We start from the raw sequence: 20,504 nt of genomic DNA on the forward strand, positions 1-20,504 counted from the left end.
TTAAATGGGGTTGATTGGCTGGGTTAGCCGCGCGTTAGCCTGCCAATAAAGCCATGTTTAGCACTTTAGCGTGCTTAATCACCTTGCCCTGCCCATATCGACATTCAATTTCATTTAGCGCATCTAGCTGGGCCTGAGAGTCGATGCCCTCGGCAATCACCTGAAACTTCAAGTGCTCAGAAATTAACATTACCGACTGAATCAGCTTAAGGTTGCGCTGCGAGCGTGGCAGCGATTTCACAAAGCGGTGGTCAATTTTAATGTAATCGAAGGGGTAGGCAAACAAATAACTCAGTGACGCTAAGCCACTACCAAAGTTATCCAGTACCAGGGTAACACCTGCGCGCTTAAGCTTTTTAATGGCAGGTAAAATAAACTGCGAGCGGCGGTTTAAGTCGTTTTCGTCAAACTCAAAAACCAGCTGGCTTGGCACAATGCCCGACGATTCAATTACTTTAATCATTTGATTAACCATCGAGGCCTGCAGTAAATGGTTAATAGACACATTTACCGCAATTTTGTTTATGCTTTCGCTAGAATCTTTATAGTAATTTAGCAGTTCACAGGCTTTGGTTAGCTGGAACAAATCTAAATCTAACGTAAGCCCGCTATGCTCGGCGACCTGCCTAAACTGCTCGCGTGCAATTTTGCCATAGGCTGGATGCGACCAGCGAATATACATTTCTTTATACAGAGTAGAGTTATCGCTTAAATCAATAACAGGTTGTAAGAAGTAATCGAACTCTTCTTCACGCAGGGCGCGCCTGAATTCATTCTCAAGTTCAAGCTCTTCAATAAGGCGGTCGCGCATGCTTTTATCAAACATAACAAACCTGCCGCGCCCCAACGTTTTGGCTTGGTACATGGCGGCATCGGCGTCGCGCAGTACTTCATCGGCGCTGCGGTAATAACTTTCAAGGTGTGCAATACCAACGCTGGCACCTGAATACATCTCACGACCATCAAGTAAGAATGGCTCAGAAATAGACGCAATAATACGGCTTGCAACTTCTTCAACGTCAGAGGCGTCTTCAAAGTTATCAAGCAGCACAACAAATTCGTCACCGCCTAAGCGGGCCAACAAGTCATGACCGCGAATACAAAGGGCTATTCGACGGGCCACCTCAATTAAAAACTCGTCGCCAGCATGGTGGCCTAACGTGTCGTTAATCACTTTGAAGCGGTCTAGGTCGATAAACAGTACCGCAAACATGTTTTCGCTGTAGCGCTGTTTGCTGGCAATGGCCAGTTCTAAACGGCTAGTAAACATGGCGCGGTTTGGTAAGTCGGTTAGTGCATCGTGGTGGGCGTCGTGAATAAGCTTAAGCTCAATTTCTTTACGCTCTTCAATTTGCTGCTTAAGAAACTTATTCGCGCGGTTTAGCTCGCCCGTGCGCTCTTTAACACGCTCTTCAAGTTCGCTGTTGTAGCGCTGCATTGATTCGGTATTGCGCTTGCGTTCCATGGCCACGGCAATGTGGTGAGACACAAAGCGCAGTAGCTCTTGGTCACGCGACGTGTACTTGGCATGCTTACCGTAGGTTTGTACTGCGATAACCCCAGCAATCTCGCCCTCAACAATAAGCGGCGAGCCTAACCACGAGTTGGCGCTATTAAGCATGTTTTGTGCAACCGACACATCAATTTCGCCCGCTTCGGCTAACTGTAAAACACGTGGCGGGTTTATTAGTTCAGCTTGGCCTGTGCGCAACACCAATTCAGTAAGGCCTAAACCCAATGGTCGGGTGTCTACCTTTTCCTGCATAGAATCGCTGAAATAGGGGAAAGACAGCAGTTCTTGCTCTTTATCTAAAATAGCAATGTAGCAGTTAGGCGCACTGATCAAGCGTTCAAGTATTTGGTGCAAGCTAGAGTAGAACGCGTTCATGTCGCCTTCAAGGTTGGCGGCAAGCTCAGATATCTCAAACAAGGCTTGCTGTAGCGACTCTACTTTCTGGCGCTCTAAAATTTCTTCTTGAAGCTCGTCATTTATTTTACGAAGCTGACGCGTGCGTTCACGAATGGTGCGTTCGGTTAACTCGCGGTTTTTAACCCGGTCAACGGTGGTCACAATATGCTGCGACACGAATAACAGTACTTCTAGGTCTTCTTGGGTGTAGTGCACGCCTTCATCATAGGTTTGCACAACCATAGCCCCAATAACCTGGCTGCCGCGCTTAAGCGGTACACCCAATAATTCAAAAGGCTGAGAGCCAACAAGCTCAATTTCGTGCTGTTCTGCGAAGGTTTGTTCGTCGTCGCGCTTATAAAATAAATGGTCGCCGGTTTTAAGGATATAACCGGTCATGCCGTTCATTAACGACTCAGCGGGCATTTTCTTTACGGCTTGTTCGTCAAACTCATCTACAAAGTAGGCAAAGTCGACTACGTTACTTTCGGGTTCGTAAAACGCAACATAGAAGTTATCGGCATTCATAAAATCGGCAATGATTTCGTGAATAGCGCTGTAAAGACGGTTGAGGTGGCTTACGGAACTGGCTAACTCAGAAATGTCAAAAAGCGCTTTCTGAACACGTTCAGCGCGCTTATACTTTTCTGTAAGTTGTTGAAGCTGCGGAATTAACTCTCGCAGTTCTTCTTCTGTCAACTCATATTGCGTTGAATCTGATGACATTCCTATCGCCAATATAAAAAGAACGTTTCCCCGAGCGGTTAAATTAACCGATTAGTCGAGAAAACGCTACTTTTTCAAGCAATTTGAAGAATTATTAAAGGTTTAGATACCTTCGATCATATATTCAATTGCAGCTTTAATTTCGTCGTCTGAACAGTTACCGCAAGTACCACGAGGAGGCATAGCGTTAATACCGTTCAACGCGTTTTGCCAAACGCCGTCAAGGCCACGGTCGTCTAGGCGAGGCTGCCAGTCGGCTGCGTCGTGAAGCTTAGGTGCACCTAGTACACCAGCCGCGTGACATGCAACACAGGCAGAGTTGTACACGTCTTTACCTGACTTAGCACCGCCTGCCGCACCAGCGTTACCCGCTGCCGCTGCGCCTGCTACGTGAACCTGACCTGCTGGCTTAATGCGCTCAGCAATTTCATCGTTACTCATTTCTTGTGCTTGTGCTGCAAAAACGGTTAGCGCAGTAGCAGCAACAGTTAACCAAGTCTTTAATTTCACATCTGTCTCCAGGCAATGATGAATTTGTTTAAAATATAACTGGCCAGATTATAACGGTAAATTGGGGCTGGACAACTATTTGCGCTCAATTACCCAGAAAAAGTAAGGATTTTTAACAAACTGGGATGCGCCGCGAAAAGACTTTTGCATAAATCAGTTGATGACAGCCCGTGGCCTAAGTATTATTACGCCCCGTTTGCAGGATACGTTTATTAGCGTATTTTCATCTTTGTAAACGTCTACTACGCACCCGTAGCTCAGCTGGATAGAGCGTTGCCCTCCGGAGGCAAAGGTCATAGGTTCGAATCCTATCGGGTGCGCAATTTTTAAAGCGCTGTAGCCTGATTCTGTTTTTCTATGAACCTCTTTTTTGAACTATCACGTTTTTCTTAGTGAAGTGAAAATATCACTGAAGCGTTTATTTTCATCGCAGAACGCTTTGAGTTTTATTTCATCATATCCACAAAAATCAGATTGACAGCTATTTAATTTTATATATACTTCACTTATCAAGTATATTTTGAGTATTGATAAATGAAAAGTGAAGAAAAGTATGGGGATATATCAAAAAGTCTCTGGTTGAATTCGGCCATAATATCTAAACATTTAGACAATAGTTTGTCTGCTATACATGGAATTGGATTAACTGAGTACATGGTGTTGCATAGTCTGGTGAAGGCGCCTAATAGGGCGCTGCGCCGAATAGACATTGCTGAAGCATTAGCTAGGACTGCGTCCGGAATTACTCGGATACTTATGCCAATGGAGAAAATTGGTTTGATTGCTAAAGATGTGAACGAAAGAGATGCGCGAGTGAGTTTGGTGAAGATTACAAACACTGGTGAAGAACTTTTTAATAACGCCACCACAACATTGGAAAAAAAATCCGAAACATTGTTAAAAAACCTAGATGATAAAAGTGCTGATAAATTTCTCGCTTTATTGCAATCTATTTAAGGATACAACAATGACTACCTTGATTGGTTCATGTGTTTGCAGCGAAATAACGTTTAGCGTTGAAGACCAGTTTGCTTATGCTGGCTATTGTCATTGCTCTTTATGCAGAAAGTCATCGGGTGCATCTGGTACTGCAATTGGTGGGATTTTGAGCAAGTATTTTAAGATCACAAAAGGTCAGCAACACCTGAAACGCTACCACAGAAGCGCGGATACTGTCTCTTGTTTTTGCGGCCTATGCGGCTCAACCCTTTTCGGGGAAAAGCCTTCAATAAATAGGGTGCACATCAGATATGGCGCTTTAAATGCAAGTCCATCACTTTTGCCTCAAGCACATATGCACGTAGCATCAAAAGCAGATTGGTATGAGATCACAGATTTACTCCCCCAATTTGAAGCATTTCCGCCCCAATAGTAGGGGTTAAATGTGGAATGCCGCGCAACGTTATTTCGACCTGAACATTGCGCGGTTAACACTCTATTTCTCACGTTTTTGCCCAAATACTTCCAACAATCATACTTTCAGCTTAAGTGTTGCTGTTGACGCAGTTTGTCTCGTTCGCGTCTCCATACGATACAGCGTTAAACCAATCAATGACTTCGTTTATTTGCTTATTTTTATTGGAAAAGAGATGGCCTTCTCCATCATGTAATGACAGGCATACAGGTCTTTTTTTAGATCTTAACGCTTTAAATAACTTAATGGAGTTGTCGGCACTCACTCGTTCATCTTCAGTCCCATGAACAAGGAAAATAGGCACTTCACTAGGTAAGTCATCAATCCAATGTAGCACCGAGCGCTGTTTTAACGCCTCTTCCTTATTTTCTTGGTAATTCGGGATTAAGGCTTGGTATACATTTTCCATCTCAGGACGAAACTCAAGTTCTGCTTCAAGATCAGAAACTCCTGCGTGTACTGCTATTGCTTTAATGTCGCTACGCGTTTTACCTACCAAGAAACTCATCATTCCTCCACGACTCACGCCGTATAGAAAAATTCTCTTATCATCTACTTCATTTTTTGATTTCGCGATATCAATTAATGTGTGAACATCTAGTACGTCACTGCCACCAAACTCATCCTTGCCATATAGCTCAGGTTGCTTTCGCATATGTCCACGGTATTGGCTTGCGACTACAGCAAATCCTTTATCAACGAATGGTTTCAAATATTCCATTAGCGTTACGAAATTTAACGCACCAAATGAGCCATTTCCTCCGCGATTAAAAACAATTAACGGACGCTTCTCTTGTTGTGTCGTCTTGGGCGTAAGATAGTATCCAGTCACTTGAATATCGTTTACTTTGTATTTAATTACATTACACGTCACATCCCGATGAAAGCTTTCAAATTGGTCGCGAGGAAATTTCCACTTAAATACAAACGATGGTGTGAATGTGTTTTTATCGCTTAAAAAAGAGATAAATGCATCATAGTTCTTAAACGGTGAGCACCCTTCCTTTTCATTGAATTCGAGCGCGCTAATTGGTGCCACATAAAATGCAATAAGTATCAGAATGGTAAGCCGAATGAAGGTTTTATACATCCTCAGTATCTCCTTTTTATGAGCAGTTTAAGCATTATTCCGAGACGGCTATTTATACAATGCGCTGGAAAGTAAGCCTCTGAGTGTAGATACCTTCGGTGAAATCGAGGTGAAAAAACAACGGTATACTAAGCTAAGACATAGAAACCTAAGCAAGGAATTGTGAATTTTTCCAAATGCTTCACTCTAATTTCACTTCATAAACATTAGGCTTGAAGCCCTTTCACACTAGGAGTTTAGATGTCCTTGAGTAACATCGGTAGAAAGCATTGGTATCGTATTCTTATTGGTAAGACGGCTATCTTTTTAGCTTGGGCTTTTTGTGTGGCCGCAGTGATGTTGCTGGTTGTTATCGTATTCGCCCACCTAGCAACGCATTACCATGAAAGAGTTCCAGTTAATGAGAACCTTAGTGAAAAGTGGTTGTTAAGCAATGCAAACGTTGTCGACTTAAATGGCAGCCAAGAGTTGTTATTAGCGCAGGACCTTCTCATTGAGAACGGAATTATTAAGGATATTGTCCCTCATGGCTCTAAGTTTTTTAAGGTCAGAAAAATAGATACGTCGGGGAAATTTGTTACAGCTGGCTTAATTGATTCTCACGTGCATATTGAAGACAGTGCCTACCTTGGATTGGCGCTTAGCTATGGTGTAACCACCGTTCGTGGAATGCGAGGTAATACCGCTCAACTTAAGTGGCGAGAGCAAATCAATAATGGCGAATGGCTAGGAAGTCGTTTCTATGTAGCGTCACCGATTATAGATGGGCAAGCTGGCGATCCATTTCATGTCACAGTGACGTCAGCTGATCAGGCTGAGGAATTGGTGCGCAGATACGCGGATGGAGGCTATGACCTAATTAAAGTATACGGCTCAATAAAAGGCGAGGTATTTGATGAAATTATTAGCACAGCGAGAAAATTAGACATACCAGTAGCGAAGCACGGCCCTTACCCAGCGAATGAAAGAAGCTTTACCTCACTACAATCTCTCCAGTCTGTTGAGCATATCGAGGACATCTACTCTAAGTTACTCAATTATTCTGTAGAGAATAAAGCGGCACTGAGTGTTGCATTAGAAAAGCTAGCTACTGCAGATGTACCTGTAGTGACGACATTGGCCGTTTTTGACGAGTTAGCGTTAATCAGTCGTGATAAATATAAGTATATCGAAGAGTTACCACTACACTTTTTTAATGATGCGCACCTTCAACTGACGACTATGTTTGGCGTAGAGCGTTGGTTGAATGCCTCTGAGGAACTTGCTGCTAGAAATGTTCAAGATCTGGCGCACTTGAAGCACATATTAAGAGAGCTAAAAACGCGAAATATACCTATTGTGCTAGGTTCTGATAGTGGTGCGTTGGTGGGTGTAACTGGCTTTTCTACTCACAAAGAATTGCAGCTGTTAATTGATAGTGGTTTTTCAAATAAAGAAGCATTACTTGCTGGTACTATCAATGCGGCAAAGATGCTAGGTGTTGGCGATAAGCTTGGGGAAGTAAAAAAAGGGTTTGTCGCTGACTTTATAATTACTGCTGACAATCCGCTTAAAAATATCAAAACACTGCAATCGCCCGACGCGGTTTCTTATCGAGGTTTATATCTTGATAGACGCAAACTTGATGAACTCAAAGTCAACGCTGAGAAAACGCTACCGGTTTGGCTTACTTATCCTATGCTGTTTTGGCAAATGATTAAGGAAAACTATGTCAGCAGTACTTAAAGAACAAGAAAAGTTATTGGCGCGTATTCTTACGCATGTATTTCTGCTAACGAGTTTTCTTTCATTTCACGTTTTTGGAAGTGACAGCGCCTTGTCTGTCAACAACTGGAAAGAAGATTTAGCGTTTTATAAAGAAGAGCTAAAAGCAAACCATATCAACCTTTTTCATAACATGTCGGAAGATGATTTTAATAATCACCTCAACCAGATAATGAATGAGTTGCCCAATTTATCTCGCTGGCAAGTTATAACAAAGCTCATGCGGCTTACTCGGCTTATAGGTGATGGGCATACAACAATTCCACTTTGGGGCGAGGAATCACTTAGGCTTCCCATTGTTGTTGAGCACGTCAATGGGCGATATATAGTCACTACATCGTCGCCTGAATTTAACGCATTACTAGGGGCCGAGTTAACTTCCTTAAACAAGGTAAGTACCCGCGATATTGCCACCAAGCTGTCTGAAATTGTGCCCTTTGTCGAAAATGAATTCTCGCTTGGTGTGCGTGTTGCGCAGTCTTTAACTAATGCTTCTTTACTATTCGGTGATGGTATTTTGCTAACGCAGAATGTAATTGAAGGTGAGTTTCTTACCGGAAACGGTCAAGTTGTTAAGGTAACTATGCCTTTGCTGTCTTCTGAAGCGTGGCAGTCGAGCAGCTGGGAAAGCGTAGTATCAGCTTTTCCTGAAGGAATTTTAAATAAAGTAGACACTTTATCAGTTAAAGGCTTTATTGATGTGGGCGCTCAGCCACAAACAAAGACAGTGTATTTAAAGATCACTTCATACCCTGATTTTGAAACTATGATTGGGTTTAGCAGTGCATTGTACGAATACATGTTACAGCAGTCATCGCAAAGCATAATCATCGATTTGCGGGAGTCGTACGGTGGTGACCTATATATGGGCATGCTGTTAGCGTCATTTTTAAATCAAGTAAACAGTGTCGACTGGCAGTCAGGCGTGTTTGTGCTCACCAGTCATAAAACATTTTCGGCCGCGATGGTAAACGCAAGGCAATTTTGGCGATTGTTAAATGCAAAGATATATGGCGAGCCTACAGGTGCAATACCAAATGGTTTTCAGGATATGGACAGCTTTCAATTGCCTCATAGCCAGTTAACCATTACTTATTCGAAAAGGCACTTTCGTATTGAGGATGAGCCAAACAACGCGGTTATTCCTGATGTTATTGTTGAAACAACAGTAGAAGATAAGCGGACAAATTACGATCGCGTGTTACGCAAAGTGATGCGACAGATAACTGACGAACTATCTCGGAGAAATAATGGCAAGGTTAAACAATAAAGTCGCCCTTATAACGGGTGCTGCACAAGGTATTGGTAAAGCTATCGCTGAGGTTTTTGCCAAGGAAGGAGCCGTCGTAATTCTTTCTGATATTGAACGTGAAAAGGGGCAGCAAGTAGCAGCTGCTATTGGCGCTAACGCCTCGTTTATGTATTTAGATGTTACCTCTGAGCAAGATTGGATAGATGCCATTCAGGGTATTTCAAAAGCGCACGGCCACCTTGATGTACTTGTGAATAACGCGGGCATAACCGGATTTATGGAAGCGCAGGGGCCTTTTGACCCTGAAAACGTTAGTATTGAAACATGGCGTAAAGTACATAGCACGAACCTAGACGGTGTGATGCTGGGGTGTAAGCACGCTATAAGTCTTATGAAATCAGCAGCCAAAGCGAGCATAGTAAACATATCATCCCGTTCTGGGTTGGTGGGCATACCCGGTGCGGCCGCTTATGCGTCGAGTAAGGCAGCTGTTCGAAATCATACCAAATCAGTAGCACTTTATTGCGCGCAGCAATCTTACTCTATTCGGTGTAATTCAATACACCCTGGCGCAATTTTAACGCCAATGTGGGACGCAATGCTGGGGGAGGGGGAAAGTCGAAGCAACGCAATTGCAAGTGTTGCTGCAGATATACCCATCGGCAGAATGGGAGAGCCCGAAGATGTGGCGTATGCTGCACTATATTTAGCCAGCGACGAGTCTCAATACGTTACGGGTATTGAACTAAACGTAGACGGTGGCATTTTAGCGGGTAGTGCCGCTGCGCCAAGTAAGCAATAAATTATGATAACGTCAGAAAATATAGCCATAAGAACAGTACGCAAACAGGGTTTACCCGTGCTTTATGCCTTAAGCCAAGACTTAAATAGTGCATTATTAATCCGAGAAGAATGGAAGCGAACTTATAGCAAGCTATAAGAATGTGTAGCCGTTTTCCCCTTAAGCCTTATGAAGAAATATTGACTCTTAATTCACCCTGCCATTGTTAACGTAGTTGCAAATTCCCCCTATGTCATAAGGAACTAGCAATGCGTTTAATAAAAGTAGCTATAGCCACTTTCTGTTTTTTCCAATCAGCAGTATTTGCGGCTGCTGATACTACAGTTATCTTTGAGGTAGGTTTTGGTACTAAGGCTAACATCTGGGACCCTGTAATAGCGCTGCTACCTGATAACGTAAAAGTGATAAACGAGACCCGAGGTAGCTTGATGACGCCCGATGCTGAACCAACAACATTGGCTCAGGATGTAGCTGCAATGCAAAAAAGGATAAAACAAGCTAAGCAAAACGGAAGTGTGATTGTGGTAGGGCATTCCTATGGTGGATTGGTTGCAACGCAAACATTAAAAACCAGCTTGTCAGAAATTGATGGTATGGTGCTTATTGAACCAACTACGTTAGTGCACCGATTACGCTTTAAGGCGTTAGATAAAGAGCGTGTTATTGCCGACGATAAGGTTATCGCAACGTATATGCCCACTCACCTTCAGTCACAGTATCAGTTATTAACTGATACTTTAGATCAGGTTCAAGAAGCGTTAATTCCATTACCAAGCAACGCTTCCGACTATTCTTTTTACTTCAACACAAATATATGAAAAGCCGATGTTTATTGAGGAAACTCAAAAAGGCAAAGCACTTTGGCTACAATTACACAATGCACTATTTCAGCAGGTGGAAACTGGACAGCATATTCGCTCAAACAAGTGGGGGCACTCGGTGCATGTTGAAGCGCCTGAGGCAGTAGCGCAAGCCATTATGAATGTTGTTGATATGATATCTTCACAGAAAAGTGAGATATGAGCTGTGTATGGCTTCCATCTAAATACCATAGCAGCCAATAGCAGGTTAGGGAGAAATGAGGCATCCTACTTGTTATCGTTGTTTCCTTAGTATCCAGTTTGTCGCGGTCTAAGCATCCCGCTCGCTTCTCAGGCTGCTTGATCTTGCTGAAGAATGTCTTCAAAAAACCATGCTGACAATGCATAGCGCCCTTCGAGTTGTGATTTGGCATAAACTGCTGATGCTTGTTGTCTCACCGTCTTTTCTTTGGTGTTTCTTGCCGCTGCTATTTCTTGTGTACTCAATCCTTTTAACATAAATAGCGCCACCTCTTTTTCGCTGGGAGTCAAGCGCCATTCATCAAACTGAACTTCAACGGCATGTAAATACTGTGCTTTGGCAAGTTGCAATTGGTTATTCATAGACTTAAGTTTTACACGGGTAGAATGTAATTCGCTAAGAAGCCGTTTAGTTTTGCGGGTGCGAAGTCGAATATCAAAAATCAAATAAATAGCCATTAACCCGGCGACAAGCACAATCATCGACTCTTCAATAATATGTGATGTCGGTACATTCAAAGATAAATCAATTATGACGTCTCTGAAATTTAAGAACATAATGATTAGTAGCGCAGTGGTAATTATTTTATCTTTCATTTTTTCTTTTATAACAGTTGCTTATGTTTTATGGGACACATGTCTAATGACATTAAATGTAAAAAAAATTGATACTTTTCATATCACTTTTTTAAACACAAGTAATTATGCTCTCTCGCTTTCCGTCGGTTCTATTCAGTGCTTGTTTGCTACTTTTATTTCTCACAGGGGTATCACAGGCGACGTCACTTTCAGTCTTATATGACAATACTACACAGCGACTGAAGCGAGTTTATGATGTTAACCCCGAAAAATTGCAGAACAACGCTGATGCAATCAATCATTGGTTGCAAGGCCCAGCATCTTTACAGCTTATTGCTTTACCCAGTCAGGAGCAAGGCGGCACGGATGAATTTGAGGTTGGGGTTTTCTTACCCTTTCGCTCACTAGCTGCAAGAGAGTTAGATAACCAGCAACTAGCGCTAACAGAAGCATTTGATATAGCTCGCGATAAACGTTTTTCGCTGATGACAAGCGGACTAGTGAGAGAAGCATTGTGGCGACGTCTTGTGGCTCGAGCACAGGTCGATGGGTTACAAGCAAAACAGGTTTGGATAGAGTCGCTCGACACGCTAATTTTACAACTGCAAAAAACGGGAGAGCTCGATCAAGCGGCATTTCTCCGCTGGCAGCAAGAGAAGCTGACACAGCAGTTGGCGTTAAGGAAAGCACATATTTCATTAGAGCGGGCGCAGCTGCACTATCGTCGGGTCATGGGAACTGACGAACTACCCGAGCAAACCACCGAAGCGTTATCCGATAGGTTAGATGAGAAGCTTCAAGCGCATCCAGAACTTAAGCTATTGTTGATAAGCCAGTCTCAATTAGACTTGAATCTTACACAGTCTGACCAGTCCCTATCTCCATGGACACTAGGCCTTATAGCAAGGCAGCTTCGTGGTCCTACAGGAAGCGAAAACTTGGTAGGGGTTAGTATTAATATCCCACTATCAGATGGTACGCCTGTCAGTAACTACGCGTCTTGGAAAGAAGCCCATAATACGCTTAACCACGCATTAGCCGAAACCTATACGACACTTCAATTACAACTCAGTGAAGCGTTACAAGAAGTAGATTATCTGTCAGAAGCACTGCTTGTATTAGAGCAGCAAGTAAACCTGGGCGAAGAAATAACAGCGTTATATCAAAAGCAAAAAGATGCTTTACCCAAGACCTTCTGGCTAGAGCAGCTTATTGCGCAACAGGACCTTAAACTAGACTTTGCTATGTATAAAGTACGTTATGCAGAGGCCATATCAAAAGTTAACCAAGTAGCAGGAGTTACACTTTGAAACCATTTCTTTTTTTCTTACAGGCCTATTTGTGCTGCCAGTGGTTGCTCAGGACGATATAAGCTTAGATAGCCTTGGTGAGCTTGCGTTAACTTATGCTACCGCAGAACTTTCACAACAGGTGCAAAAATCGGTATCCACTGGTGAAGTTGAGGCTATGCCCGGTGCTGACTTGCGTTTAATGGCACCCATGTCTCCGCAACAAGTACACTATCTAGTTGCTGATGGTGCAATGGTAAATGAAGGTCAGAAACTAGCGCTATTAAGAGGCAGCGAAGTACACCACTTTACTCAGAACCTACAAGGTAAAAAAGCGCTGTACGACATAGCTAAAAAGCGGTTTGAGATAAACAAACCACTCTTCGAGTCCAATGCAATATCGCAGTCGGCGTGGTTATCGATAGCTCAAAATTACTACGATGCAAAGCTTGCGTGGGGACACCTCGATCACTTTGCAGAAATATTTGTGCAGGGTGATGATGAAGACGAAGGTTTTTTAATTGCTCCCGAGGCCGGACTGTTTAGATATGCAAATGATGAATCTAATGCTGAGTTAACGTCATTAGGAGCAATTATTAAGCAAGATACGCTTAGGCTTACCACATACATAAGCACGACTTTAGTTCATCAAGTATCAGCGCTAACCACCTCTAGGTGCCAAGTTGGTGTTGCGCGAACTGAAGAAGTGGTTACTCAATACTTAACGAAAATATGGTCTGAATTATTGCCTGATAACTGCCAGCTAAAATTAGGCCAGCGTACACAAGTTAATGCATACATAAATTTGCAAGCCTACAAAGTGCCAGCAGAAAGCGTTTTCTATTATCATGGGCAGCCGTCAATTTTTGTTTTAAATAATAGAAGCTTAACGGTTACGCCTGTAGAAATAGTGGGTCAATTGGCGAACGAATATCTGCAAGTTAGTGCGCAAGCTACACTGAACAATCAACAAGTGCTTGCCTCTTCGGTAAGTGCTGTTCAAGGTGTCCTTTTAGGGCTGGGAGGGGTTGAGTGATTGCCCGCATAATTCAGCTTGCCCTAGTACAAAGGCTATTTGTTCTAAGCATTTTCGTTGGGCTGACCTAGCTTTGGCATGCATGCTTGGTTAAACCTACTCTATTGACGCTTTTCCTGATATATCACCTACCCAGGTAAAGGTGATCATGAAAGCGAATGGCATGACAGCTGAAGAAGTTGAGGCGCAAATAACACAACCTATAGAAACTGAATTGCTCGGTATACCGCATCAGACAACATTGCGTTCAACGACAAAATATGCAATCACATCTATAACACTCGATTTTGAACAGGGTACTGATATTTACTGGGCTCGTCAGCAAGTAAGTGCTCGCTTAAGTGGCATTAAAGGTATGCTGCTTACTATTGCTGAAGGGGGCGTAGCACCCATGAGCACACCCTTGTCTGAAATGTTCATGTTCACAATTGAAAACCCAGCACTTTCACTACAGGAAAGAAAGTTTATTCTTGACTGGCAAATACGACCCGCGCTGCGCACTGTTGCGGGTGTCGCTGATGTGAATGTTCTAGGAGGCTTTACTAAAACATTTCAGTTTGCACCAAACTTATCACGTTTAGTTGCCTATGGATTTAGCCTTGAACAGCTAGAGGCTGCGCTTACGCAAGCCAATGTAAACGGTAGTGTAGGGCGCGTGCGAGCTGGAGCTGACTCGCTAGTTATTAGAACCCAAAGCCGTGCAACCACCCTTGAAGAACTTGGTAACCTAGTTGTAGGTAGTGTGAATATGCAGCCTGTTAGGCTTGCCGATTTGGGAACATTATCTTTTGGAAGCCTTACCCGCTACGGAGGAGTAACACGAAACGGTGAAGAGACTACACAAGCGCTAATTGTTGCGCTGAAAGATAGCAACACGGCAAAGGTAGTTGAAGGTGTAATGGAAAAGCTTGATGCATTGCGGCCATCGTTACCAGAGGGCACAGCGCTGAATGTGTTTTATAATCGTAAAACCTTGATTGACACCGCTGTTGGTACGCTTACTAGTGCACTAACTCAAGCAGTCATTATTGTTATTCTGGTATTGGCAGTATTCTTAGGTAACCTGCGCGCCTCTTTCGTTGTGGCACTAGTGATCCCTGTGGTAGTGCTGCTAACGTTTTTGGCTATGAGCTTAACGGGTCTTACTGCTAACTTGATGAGTTTAGGCGGACTTGTCATTGCCATAGGTATGCTGGTCGATGCGTCGGTAGTGGTTGTTGAAAATACTGTTTCACAGCTAGACGCCAACAGACGACTTCCGCGTTTACACTTAGTTTATCGCGCTACCCATGCTGTGGCTGTACCAGTAATTGCAGGCACGCTAATCGTCATCGTAGTGTTTATGCCACTGTTAACGTTAACGGGGCTTGAAGGTAAATTATTTTCACCTATTGCTACTACGATTGTTTATGCCATGGTCGCGTCACTTATTACGGCATTTACGTTAATTCCTGTGGTTGCGTCTTTTTTATTATCAATAAAAGATGGTGGCGTTCCTCGGTATCTTCAGTCTTTACAGATAGTTTATCAACGCTCGCTTACCGTTGTATTGAAACACGCTAAATTAACGGGCGCGTTTGCAATTGCTTTTCTTGTGGTTAGTGGGTTTTTATTTTCAGTTTTAGGCAAAACATTTATGCCAGTAATGGATGAGGGTGACATTATTGTTCAGTTGGAAAAGTCGCCGACTATTTCGCTGTCATCGTCACTTGCGCTCGATAAGCAAGTAGAAAACATGTTGCTTGAACGCTTTCCAGAAATTGAACAAATAGTAGCAAGAACAGGTTCAGATGAGCTGGGGCTCGATCCTATGAGTTTAAATGAAACCGATGTGTTTATGCAGCTAGCGCCTATCGAAACATGGCGATTTGAAACGAAACATGAATTAGAAGCAGCAATGCGAGAAGCATTACAAGCCTATCCAGGCATAAATATTGGCTTTACTCAGCCAATACAAATGCGTGTATCTGAAATGCTCACAGGTACTACTGGAATGGTAGCCATCAAAGTGTTTGGGACAGATATGCAAACACTGGCTAATATGGCAAATAGCGTGGCCAGCGTTGTGCGGGCTCAGCAAGGTGCCGTAGACACCAATGCTACCCTTATCGAAGGCGGAGACTTTCTAAGCATTATTCCTAAACCTGGTGTGGCAACAGAGTTTGGTATGACAAACGTAGCGCTATCACGTTACCTAAAAATGCAAGTTACCGGCATTAAAGTAGGCGAGGTAATTAAAGATAGGGTACGCACGCCAATAAATTTTGGCGACTTAACGCAAGGCGAGGCGGCTTTTCTCTCTCCAGAAATACTTAAAAACATGTCAGTTATAATGCCCAATGGTGAGCAACTTATGTTGTCAGATATTGCGGATATTACAAGAACGCAGGGGCCAGCTGTTATTGAGCGTGAAAAAGCAATGCGATTTGCTGTGGTGACAACAAACGTTGAGGGGCGTGATTTAGTGGGCTTTGTGGACGAGACACGTAAAGCTGTGGCTTCACGTGTTAGTTTGCCCGCGGGTTATTCGTTGGAGTATGGGGGCGAATTTGAAAATCAGATACGAGCAAGTAACAATTTACTCACTGTTATTCCGTTAGTCGTTGTAGTTATTGTGCTTATTCTATTCACTATTTTCGCTTCATTGCCATTGGCAGGGCTTATTATGGCAAATGTACCATTTGCAATGATGGGAGGTGTTTATGCGCTGTTTGTCACTGGTGAATATCTATCAGTACCTGCGTCTGTTGGCTTTATAGCACTGCTTGGCGTGGCGGTATTAAATGGTGTTGTTATGGTGTCGCATTATGAAGCGTTAAAAAGACAGTCGCTCTCTTTACAGCAGCGTGTTACTGATGGCGCAGTATCACGGCTACGACCCATTCTTATGACGGCCACTACGGCAATGTTCGGCTTATTGCCATTAGCGTTTGCAACGGGGCCAGGAGCTGAAGTGCAAAAACCATTAGCGATAGTGGTCATCGGGGGGCTCATCTCATCAACCTTAATCACACTGTATTTATTACCCATTGGTTATCACTACCTGGAGCAACGAAAAAATGGATGAGCAGCAGCTACTCACCTTATTTATTGATAAAGCGATAGAAGCCGACGTAGTTGACTGCTTAATGCTGTTAGAGGATATAAGTGGCTTTACGGTGTCGCAATGTTTTGGTTATAGCCACAGTCATTCTCAATTTAATATTGCAGAACAAGTTGCAGGTGGGCGTCAGCTACTGAAGGTTGAAGTTTTGCACAGTGACAAGCAAACCCAGTCGATATTATCAGCGTTAAAATCGACGCATAGTCGCAGTAGAATACGGTACATGCTTACACCTAGTGAGTGCTTGTGGTTATATCACCGAATAGCACTTTGGCAAGCACTATTCCAATTGTGGCAATTTATATGGGGTAGAGGCTCTTTAGCGTTGTATTTTTTATGGCACTAAAAAGGGTTTACCGTATAGCCATTTTGCTGAAGCAATGCATGAGCGGTCATCGCCGACAACTGAACCTCGACTCCGTCAACAAGCTCACTAGTATTAATTGCATGAGCCGCTGCGCTTTGACCACACAAAATTACGCGTACATTGTTTTGTAAAAGGGCGCTTAGTAAAGGGGCGTTAGCATTAGTGGTTTCATATTTATTCTGATACGCCACGTTATTTAATAAATCGAAGGTGGCTTTACCGTGCACAACAAGTGCAAGCTGTATGTTTTCTTTTTTAACATAAGCTGCCACATGCATATTAATGAAGCGTGCCAAGCTATCGAATTTACGGTTTATTTCACCAGCATTACCTGCACTGGCTACATCAAAGGCAATTTTAAATGCATCGTTTTCAGCCACGGTATGCGTTAGTACAGGCGCAGTTTTACCAAAACCTTTTATAACTGGGCCATCGTTAAACGTAGACATTTGTGCGCTAACGCCAGCACTAAAACTAAATAAAACAACTAAATAACAAGCCATGCGGCTTAACGTTTTTATCTTTATAGAGCTCTTCATAGTGGTTACCTGTATTTTCAGTGAAATTTAATTTTTAGTGTTATTAACAAGCGGTGTTAAATAATAGCGAAGTCTGGCCTCGGAAAGCTCTCCCATATGGCTAGCGCGCATTTTGCCGTTGCCATCAAAAATAACGTAGCAGGAAGGCCATAAGCGCCTAACTTATCTGCTGAATTGCCAGCAAAGTCATAGTAGACATTATCAAGTTCAATACCTTGTTCGCGTAAAAAGCGCTGTGCGTGACTAGGCGCTTCGCTCTGATTTACAAACACAAACTCGATATTATCATACCTATTTTGAGCACGCTGTAAGGTTGGCATTTCACGGCGGCATGGCGGGCACCTCGTTGCCCAAAAGTTTACCGCCATCTCGAATATCAAAAGCCGAGAGCCAGTCGGTTTGGTACACTTCCCATAACGCAATAACAAAGGCAATTCTGGCAGCTAAAAAGCCAGTAACTACACTGTAAAACAACGTCTCAGTAGTGAACGTTTGGTCAGGTTTTGCCTTTTTGGAAACACAGAAATAAACAGCCAAAGAAGTGCAATACTTACCATGGTAAGTAACGTATTGGTCATTAATGCAAACGGGCCGAGCGAAATACTTATCACAATTCTAAAAATAGTAATTACAAGGAATCAATACGGTAGCAGATGACGACAAGCTTAAATATAGTCATTTCCTTATAATTATGTTGTCCTTTATTTTGTAAAAACGACACAAGATTTTCTTGAATAATATCAGCGCCTATTGCTACTTCATTTACGATTGACGTATTGTTTATAACGTTAATTGAATATAAGGACGCAGAGATGAAAATTGATATCGCACTTTTAGAAGGCCAAAAACTACAGGCAAGTTTTGGAAAGCACCATATAGTAAGCGATCAAAGTGTATCAGCGGGTGGCGACGAGGCTTACCCTGAGCCTTTCGACTATTTCCTAGCGAGCATGCCGCTTTGTGCTGCTTTTTATATTCGTAAATTTTGTGAAGCAAGAGACATAAGTACAGAAGGAATTAGCCTAAGCCAAGAGCACAGCACGGTTGGTGAAGATAAATATCACAAAGCTTTTTCTATTAAAGTTACTTTGCCTGAAGGCTTTCCTGAAAAATACAAAAAGCCTCTTCTAGCAGCTGCTAATAGCTGTACGGTGAAAAAAGTTATTCAAGCTATGCCAGAGTTCAGTATTCAAATTGAAGAGTAGTGGGCTTAATAAGTGGCACCTCTCCTTAGTGCCACTTAACATGCACAACATATGAATTACGAAAAGTACTACTCACCACTGCGCGCAGTGCATTCGGCAGATTTTCATCGTTGTGTTTATTGCGGCTGCGAGTCGGCTCTTAACGACTTTATTCCACCTGTGAAGTTTATTCACGAATGGCGCGAGGTGAGTAAAGAGGCCGACTTTATTTCAGTTCCTACGTGTATTGAATGCCATGACCTTCTGAAGAACCAAAACAACGGCACTTTGGAACACAGAGTAAGTGTTGTAAAAAAGCTCCTATCTGAAAAATACGCCAAAGCAATTAGGGTTTTTAACCATTGGAGCATGGAAGAAATTGAAGAAATGGATGCCGCATTTCAAATAAGTCTTAAAGGTGGTATACGCTTAGGTAAAGAAGCCTTTTCAAGAATTCGTTTTGCAGGCTTCGATTATGAAGTAAATGGTAGCTTTACGTGCGTTGCTGCACCGCAGCACCAAGTGTTCACGGTATATGAGCAAGCGTTTGAGAGCTTCAGAGAGGCGTTAGCGTTTGCTAGTAACGCCTACCAAATAAAAAAGAGCCGCCTAAGCAAACTCTATTTTGAACATGGCGAATCGTTTGAAAAGGCGATAGAGGTTTTTCATAAGTTGGTTGATCACCCAAGATAAGTGCTATATTTCAAACTTGCTTAAGGTCTATAGTATAGGTTGATTCAATGGGCTTTTTCTCAAAGTTACACAGCTTCACTTTAGACCTTAGAAGCCTTTTTTCTATTTTAAGTCGAGCGCTTTCATCTTTTTCATCCTTAAGGAGCTTTTCGTTAATTATTATTCTTTTTTTCAAAAGTCTTTTGACCTTTATCCTGACTAAGAAAGGAGCTTTTCTGTTGCCTATGTGTTTAACACTCTCGCTATTTAAATCAGGTTTTATTTTAAAAATGAATCGATATCCAAAGCCTTCTGTTTTTGAATATAGTAAGTGAGAAGTCAGCTCTATCTTCTTTAAACCCTCAATTTTTTTCAGCTCATCGATAATGTCATTCAAGTCATGTGCATCCAATTCTTCTGTACCCTTTATATGAAGTGATACTCTTTCACTATCCAAAAAGCCGACTGACCCTCTTCCTTGAATTGGAGTTGCTAGATTTCCTCTTAGTTTCTTAAAGAACAAGGGTGGAATAGTTAGCAGGAGAAGACCAATTAACAAAATTGAAACTAACACTTTGTAGAGCGTTGCCATTTGACCGAGAACGACCAAGCCAAGCAATATAGTCATGGAAATTGCTTAGTGCTAGCCGGACAATTAACCCTACCAATGACGTGTTCAAGTACCTGTTCTTTATGAGAACTTTTTCTTTGCTAGCAGTTCCTCGATACCAAAACAAAAAAAGAGGTGCGAAGTAAAAGAAAAAACAAATGATCAAAGCTAATAACTCTAACAACATGGATTATTCCCAACCTTTTATTCAAAACTTAACAATTTAGACTTCTTAAGAAGTGATTTTAAAGAGTCGCAAATAGAAACAATTGCAATATTGTACTCTCGAGAATCTATTCAACAGATAAGCCTTTCTTTTTGCACGCGTAACGTTTGTCTTTTAATTCTCGAAGTTCGGCTTTTAATACTTCGCCTTCTCTAGCTGAATAACCCGCACGCATCTTTGACTTGATGGTATCAATTCGTTGTTCGATCCCTGAGCAAGCATATTTAGTCGGGGTAAAATGAGTAGCTGCAGTCGTATTAGAGGAGATAAATAACAGGGCGAGCGTTATTGAAATTACCTTCATGTTTCTTCCTTGAATAAATGAATTATCACAGTTATTCAGCCACAGCCTTGTTGGCTGGGCAAGGTCA

21 protein-coding genes, 1 tRNA gene and 1 pseudogene are annotated in these 20,504 nt (G+C 42.5%); 14 read left to right on the top strand and 9 right to left on the bottom strand.

All coding sequences use genetic code 11. The features are described 5' to 3' along the window. Window positions 1-34 precede the first annotated feature (34 nt). Both V6N89_RS00415 and V6N89_RS00420 read right to left on the bottom strand, forming a co-directional pair. A complete protein-coding gene (locus V6N89_RS00415) occupies window positions 35-2,635 on the bottom strand; it encodes a sensor domain-containing phosphodiesterase (protein WP_346993259.1) in 2,601 nt (866 codons plus the stop codon). Window positions 2,636-2,737: 102 nt separating this feature from the next. After that, window positions 2,738-3,145 carry a c-type cytochrome gene (locus tag V6N89_RS00420; protein ID WP_338519663.1) on the bottom strand — a complete coding sequence of 136 codons (408 nt, stop codon included), beginning with the start codon at window positions 3,143-3,145 and terminating at the stop codon, window positions 2,738-2,740. A gap of 246 nt (window positions 3,146-3,391) precedes the next feature. Here V6N89_RS00420 and V6N89_RS00425 point away from each other — a divergent pair. The 3 genes from V6N89_RS00425 to V6N89_RS21640 all read left to right on the top strand — a co-directional run bounded on the left by V6N89_RS00425 (window position 3,392) and on the right by V6N89_RS21640 (window position 4,517). Next, window positions 3,392-3,465, top strand: a tRNA-Arg gene (locus V6N89_RS00425). Window positions 3,466-3,679: 214 nt separating this feature from the next. After that, entirely contained in the window at window positions 3,680-4,102 is a 423-nt protein-coding gene (locus tag V6N89_RS00430) for a MarR family winged helix-turn-helix transcriptional regulator (RefSeq protein ID WP_338519664.1), read from the top strand. 10 nt (window positions 4,103-4,112) lie between these two features. After that, entirely contained in the window at window positions 4,113-4,517 is a 405-nt protein-coding gene (locus V6N89_RS21640) for a GFA family protein (protein ID WP_431189754.1), read from the top strand. 112 nt (window positions 4,518-4,629) lie between these two features. Here the strand turns inward: V6N89_RS21640 and V6N89_RS00435 are convergent, their stop codons facing one another. After that, complete coding sequence (locus tag V6N89_RS00435; protein WP_338519665.1) at window positions 4,630-5,649, bottom strand: alpha/beta hydrolase family protein; 1,020 nt, start codon at window positions 5,647-5,649, stop codon at window positions 4,630-4,632. 240 nt (window positions 5,650-5,889) lie between these two features. Between V6N89_RS00435 and V6N89_RS00440 the strand changes: the two genes are divergently transcribed. The 5 genes from V6N89_RS00440 to V6N89_RS00460 all read left to right on the top strand — a co-directional run bounded on the left by V6N89_RS00440 (window position 5,890) and on the right by V6N89_RS00460 (window position 10,490). Further along, window positions 5,890-7,374, top strand: a complete 1,485-nt coding sequence (locus V6N89_RS00440; RefSeq protein WP_338519666.1) for an amidohydrolase family protein — start codon at window positions 5,890-5,892, stop codon at window positions 7,372-7,374. After that, a complete protein-coding gene (locus tag V6N89_RS00445) occupies window positions 7,358-8,683 on the top strand; it encodes a hypothetical protein (RefSeq protein ID WP_338519667.1) in 1,326 nt (441 codons plus the stop codon). Before V6N89_RS00440 ends, V6N89_RS00445 begins: the two co-directional genes overlap by 17 nt. After that, window positions 8,664-9,467 carry a glucose 1-dehydrogenase gene (locus tag V6N89_RS00450; protein ID WP_338519668.1) on the top strand — a complete coding sequence of 268 codons (804 nt, stop codon included), beginning with the start codon at window positions 8,664-8,666 and terminating at the stop codon, window positions 9,465-9,467. Before V6N89_RS00445 ends, V6N89_RS00450 begins: the two co-directional genes overlap by 20 nt. A 248-nt stretch (window positions 9,468-9,715) precedes the next feature. Further along, the gene (locus V6N89_RS00455; protein ID WP_346993260.1) at window positions 9,716-10,285 is read left to right on the top strand and encodes an alpha/beta hydrolase; all 570 of its coding nucleotides are present in this window, start codon (window positions 9,716-9,718) and stop codon (window positions 10,283-10,285) included. Between the two features lie 7 nt (window positions 10,286-10,292). Continuing rightward, window positions 10,293-10,490, top strand: coding sequence for a hypothetical protein (locus V6N89_RS00460; protein ID WP_346993261.1), 198 nt, complete (start codon window positions 10,293-10,295; stop codon window positions 10,488-10,490). A gap of 128 nt (window positions 10,491-10,618) precedes the next feature. Here the strand turns inward: V6N89_RS00460 and V6N89_RS00465 are convergent, their stop codons facing one another. Further along, the gene (locus V6N89_RS00465) at window positions 10,619-11,125 is read right to left on the bottom strand and encodes a helix-turn-helix transcriptional regulator (RefSeq protein ID WP_338519670.1); all 507 of its coding nucleotides are present in this window, start codon (window positions 11,123-11,125) and stop codon (window positions 10,619-10,621) included. A gap of 146 nt (window positions 11,126-11,271) precedes the next feature. On the opposite strand from V6N89_RS00465, the gene V6N89_RS00470 reads away from it, so the two are divergent. From V6N89_RS00470 to V6N89_RS00485, 4 genes and pseudogenes are all read left to right on the top strand, one after another. Continuing rightward, a complete protein-coding gene (locus tag V6N89_RS00470; RefSeq protein ID WP_338519671.1) occupies window positions 11,272-12,417 on the top strand; it encodes a TolC family protein in 1,146 nt (381 codons plus the stop codon). 31 nt (window positions 12,418-12,448) lie between these two features. Further along, on the top strand, window positions 12,449-13,432 hold the full coding sequence (locus V6N89_RS00475; RefSeq protein WP_338519672.1) for a hypothetical protein: 984 nt from the start codon (window positions 12,449-12,451) through the stop codon (window positions 13,430-13,432). Beyond that, window positions 13,429-16,499, top strand: a pseudogene (locus V6N89_RS00480) (efflux RND transporter permease subunit). Before V6N89_RS00475 ends, V6N89_RS00480 begins: the two are co-directional and overlap by 4 nt. Beyond that, entirely contained in the window at window positions 16,492-16,881 is a 390-nt protein-coding gene (locus V6N89_RS00485) for a DUF3240 family protein (RefSeq protein ID WP_338519676.1), read from the top strand. Before V6N89_RS00480 ends, V6N89_RS00485 begins: the two are co-directional and overlap by 8 nt. Here the strand turns inward: V6N89_RS00485 and V6N89_RS00490 are convergent. From V6N89_RS00490 to V6N89_RS00500, 3 genes are read right to left on the bottom strand one after another with little or no spacing between them, the layout of a single operon-like run. Then, window positions 16,878-17,441: a DsrE family protein gene (locus V6N89_RS00490; RefSeq protein ID WP_346993263.1), complete on the bottom strand. Its 564-nt coding sequence runs from the start codon at window positions 17,439-17,441 to the stop codon at window positions 16,878-16,880. The genes V6N89_RS00485 and V6N89_RS00490 overlap by 4 nt on opposite strands. Window positions 17,442-17,497: 56 nt before the next feature. Next, window positions 17,498-17,761, bottom strand: a complete 264-nt coding sequence (locus tag V6N89_RS00495; protein WP_338519679.1) for a TlpA family protein disulfide reductase — start codon at window positions 17,759-17,761, stop codon at window positions 17,498-17,500. Window position 17,762: 1 nt separating this feature from the next. Beyond that, a complete protein-coding gene (locus V6N89_RS00500; RefSeq protein WP_338519680.1) occupies window positions 17,763-17,978 on the bottom strand; it encodes a hypothetical protein in 216 nt (71 codons plus the stop codon). 275 nt (window positions 17,979-18,253) lie between these two features. Between V6N89_RS00500 and V6N89_RS00505 the strand changes: the two genes are divergently transcribed. Together V6N89_RS00505 and V6N89_RS00510 are read left to right on the top strand one after the other, a co-directional pair. Further along, complete coding sequence (locus V6N89_RS00505) at window positions 18,254-18,646, top strand: OsmC family protein (RefSeq protein WP_338519681.1); 393 nt, start codon at window positions 18,254-18,256, stop codon at window positions 18,644-18,646. 51 nt (window positions 18,647-18,697) lie between these two features. After that, a complete protein-coding gene (locus V6N89_RS00510) occupies window positions 18,698-19,318 on the top strand; it encodes a hypothetical protein (protein WP_338519682.1) in 621 nt (206 codons plus the stop codon). A 10-nt stretch (window positions 19,319-19,328) separates the two neighbouring features. On the opposite strand, the gene V6N89_RS00515 is transcribed toward V6N89_RS00510, so the two are convergent. Together V6N89_RS00515 and V6N89_RS00520 are read right to left on the bottom strand one after the other, a co-directional pair. Then, a complete protein-coding gene (locus V6N89_RS00515) occupies window positions 19,329-19,925 on the bottom strand; it encodes a hypothetical protein (protein ID WP_338519683.1) in 597 nt (198 codons plus the stop codon). A gap of 275 nt (window positions 19,926-20,200) precedes the next feature. Then, a complete protein-coding gene (locus V6N89_RS00520; RefSeq protein ID WP_338519684.1) occupies window positions 20,201-20,437 on the bottom strand; it encodes a hypothetical protein in 237 nt (78 codons plus the stop codon). Between the last annotated feature and the right edge of the window lie 67 nt (window positions 20,438-20,504).

The sequence above is a fragment of the Alteromonas gracilis genome (assembly GCF_036870955.2).
Classification (GTDB): domain Bacteria; phylum Pseudomonadota; class Gammaproteobacteria; order Enterobacterales; family Alteromonadaceae; genus Alteromonas; species Alteromonas gracilis_A.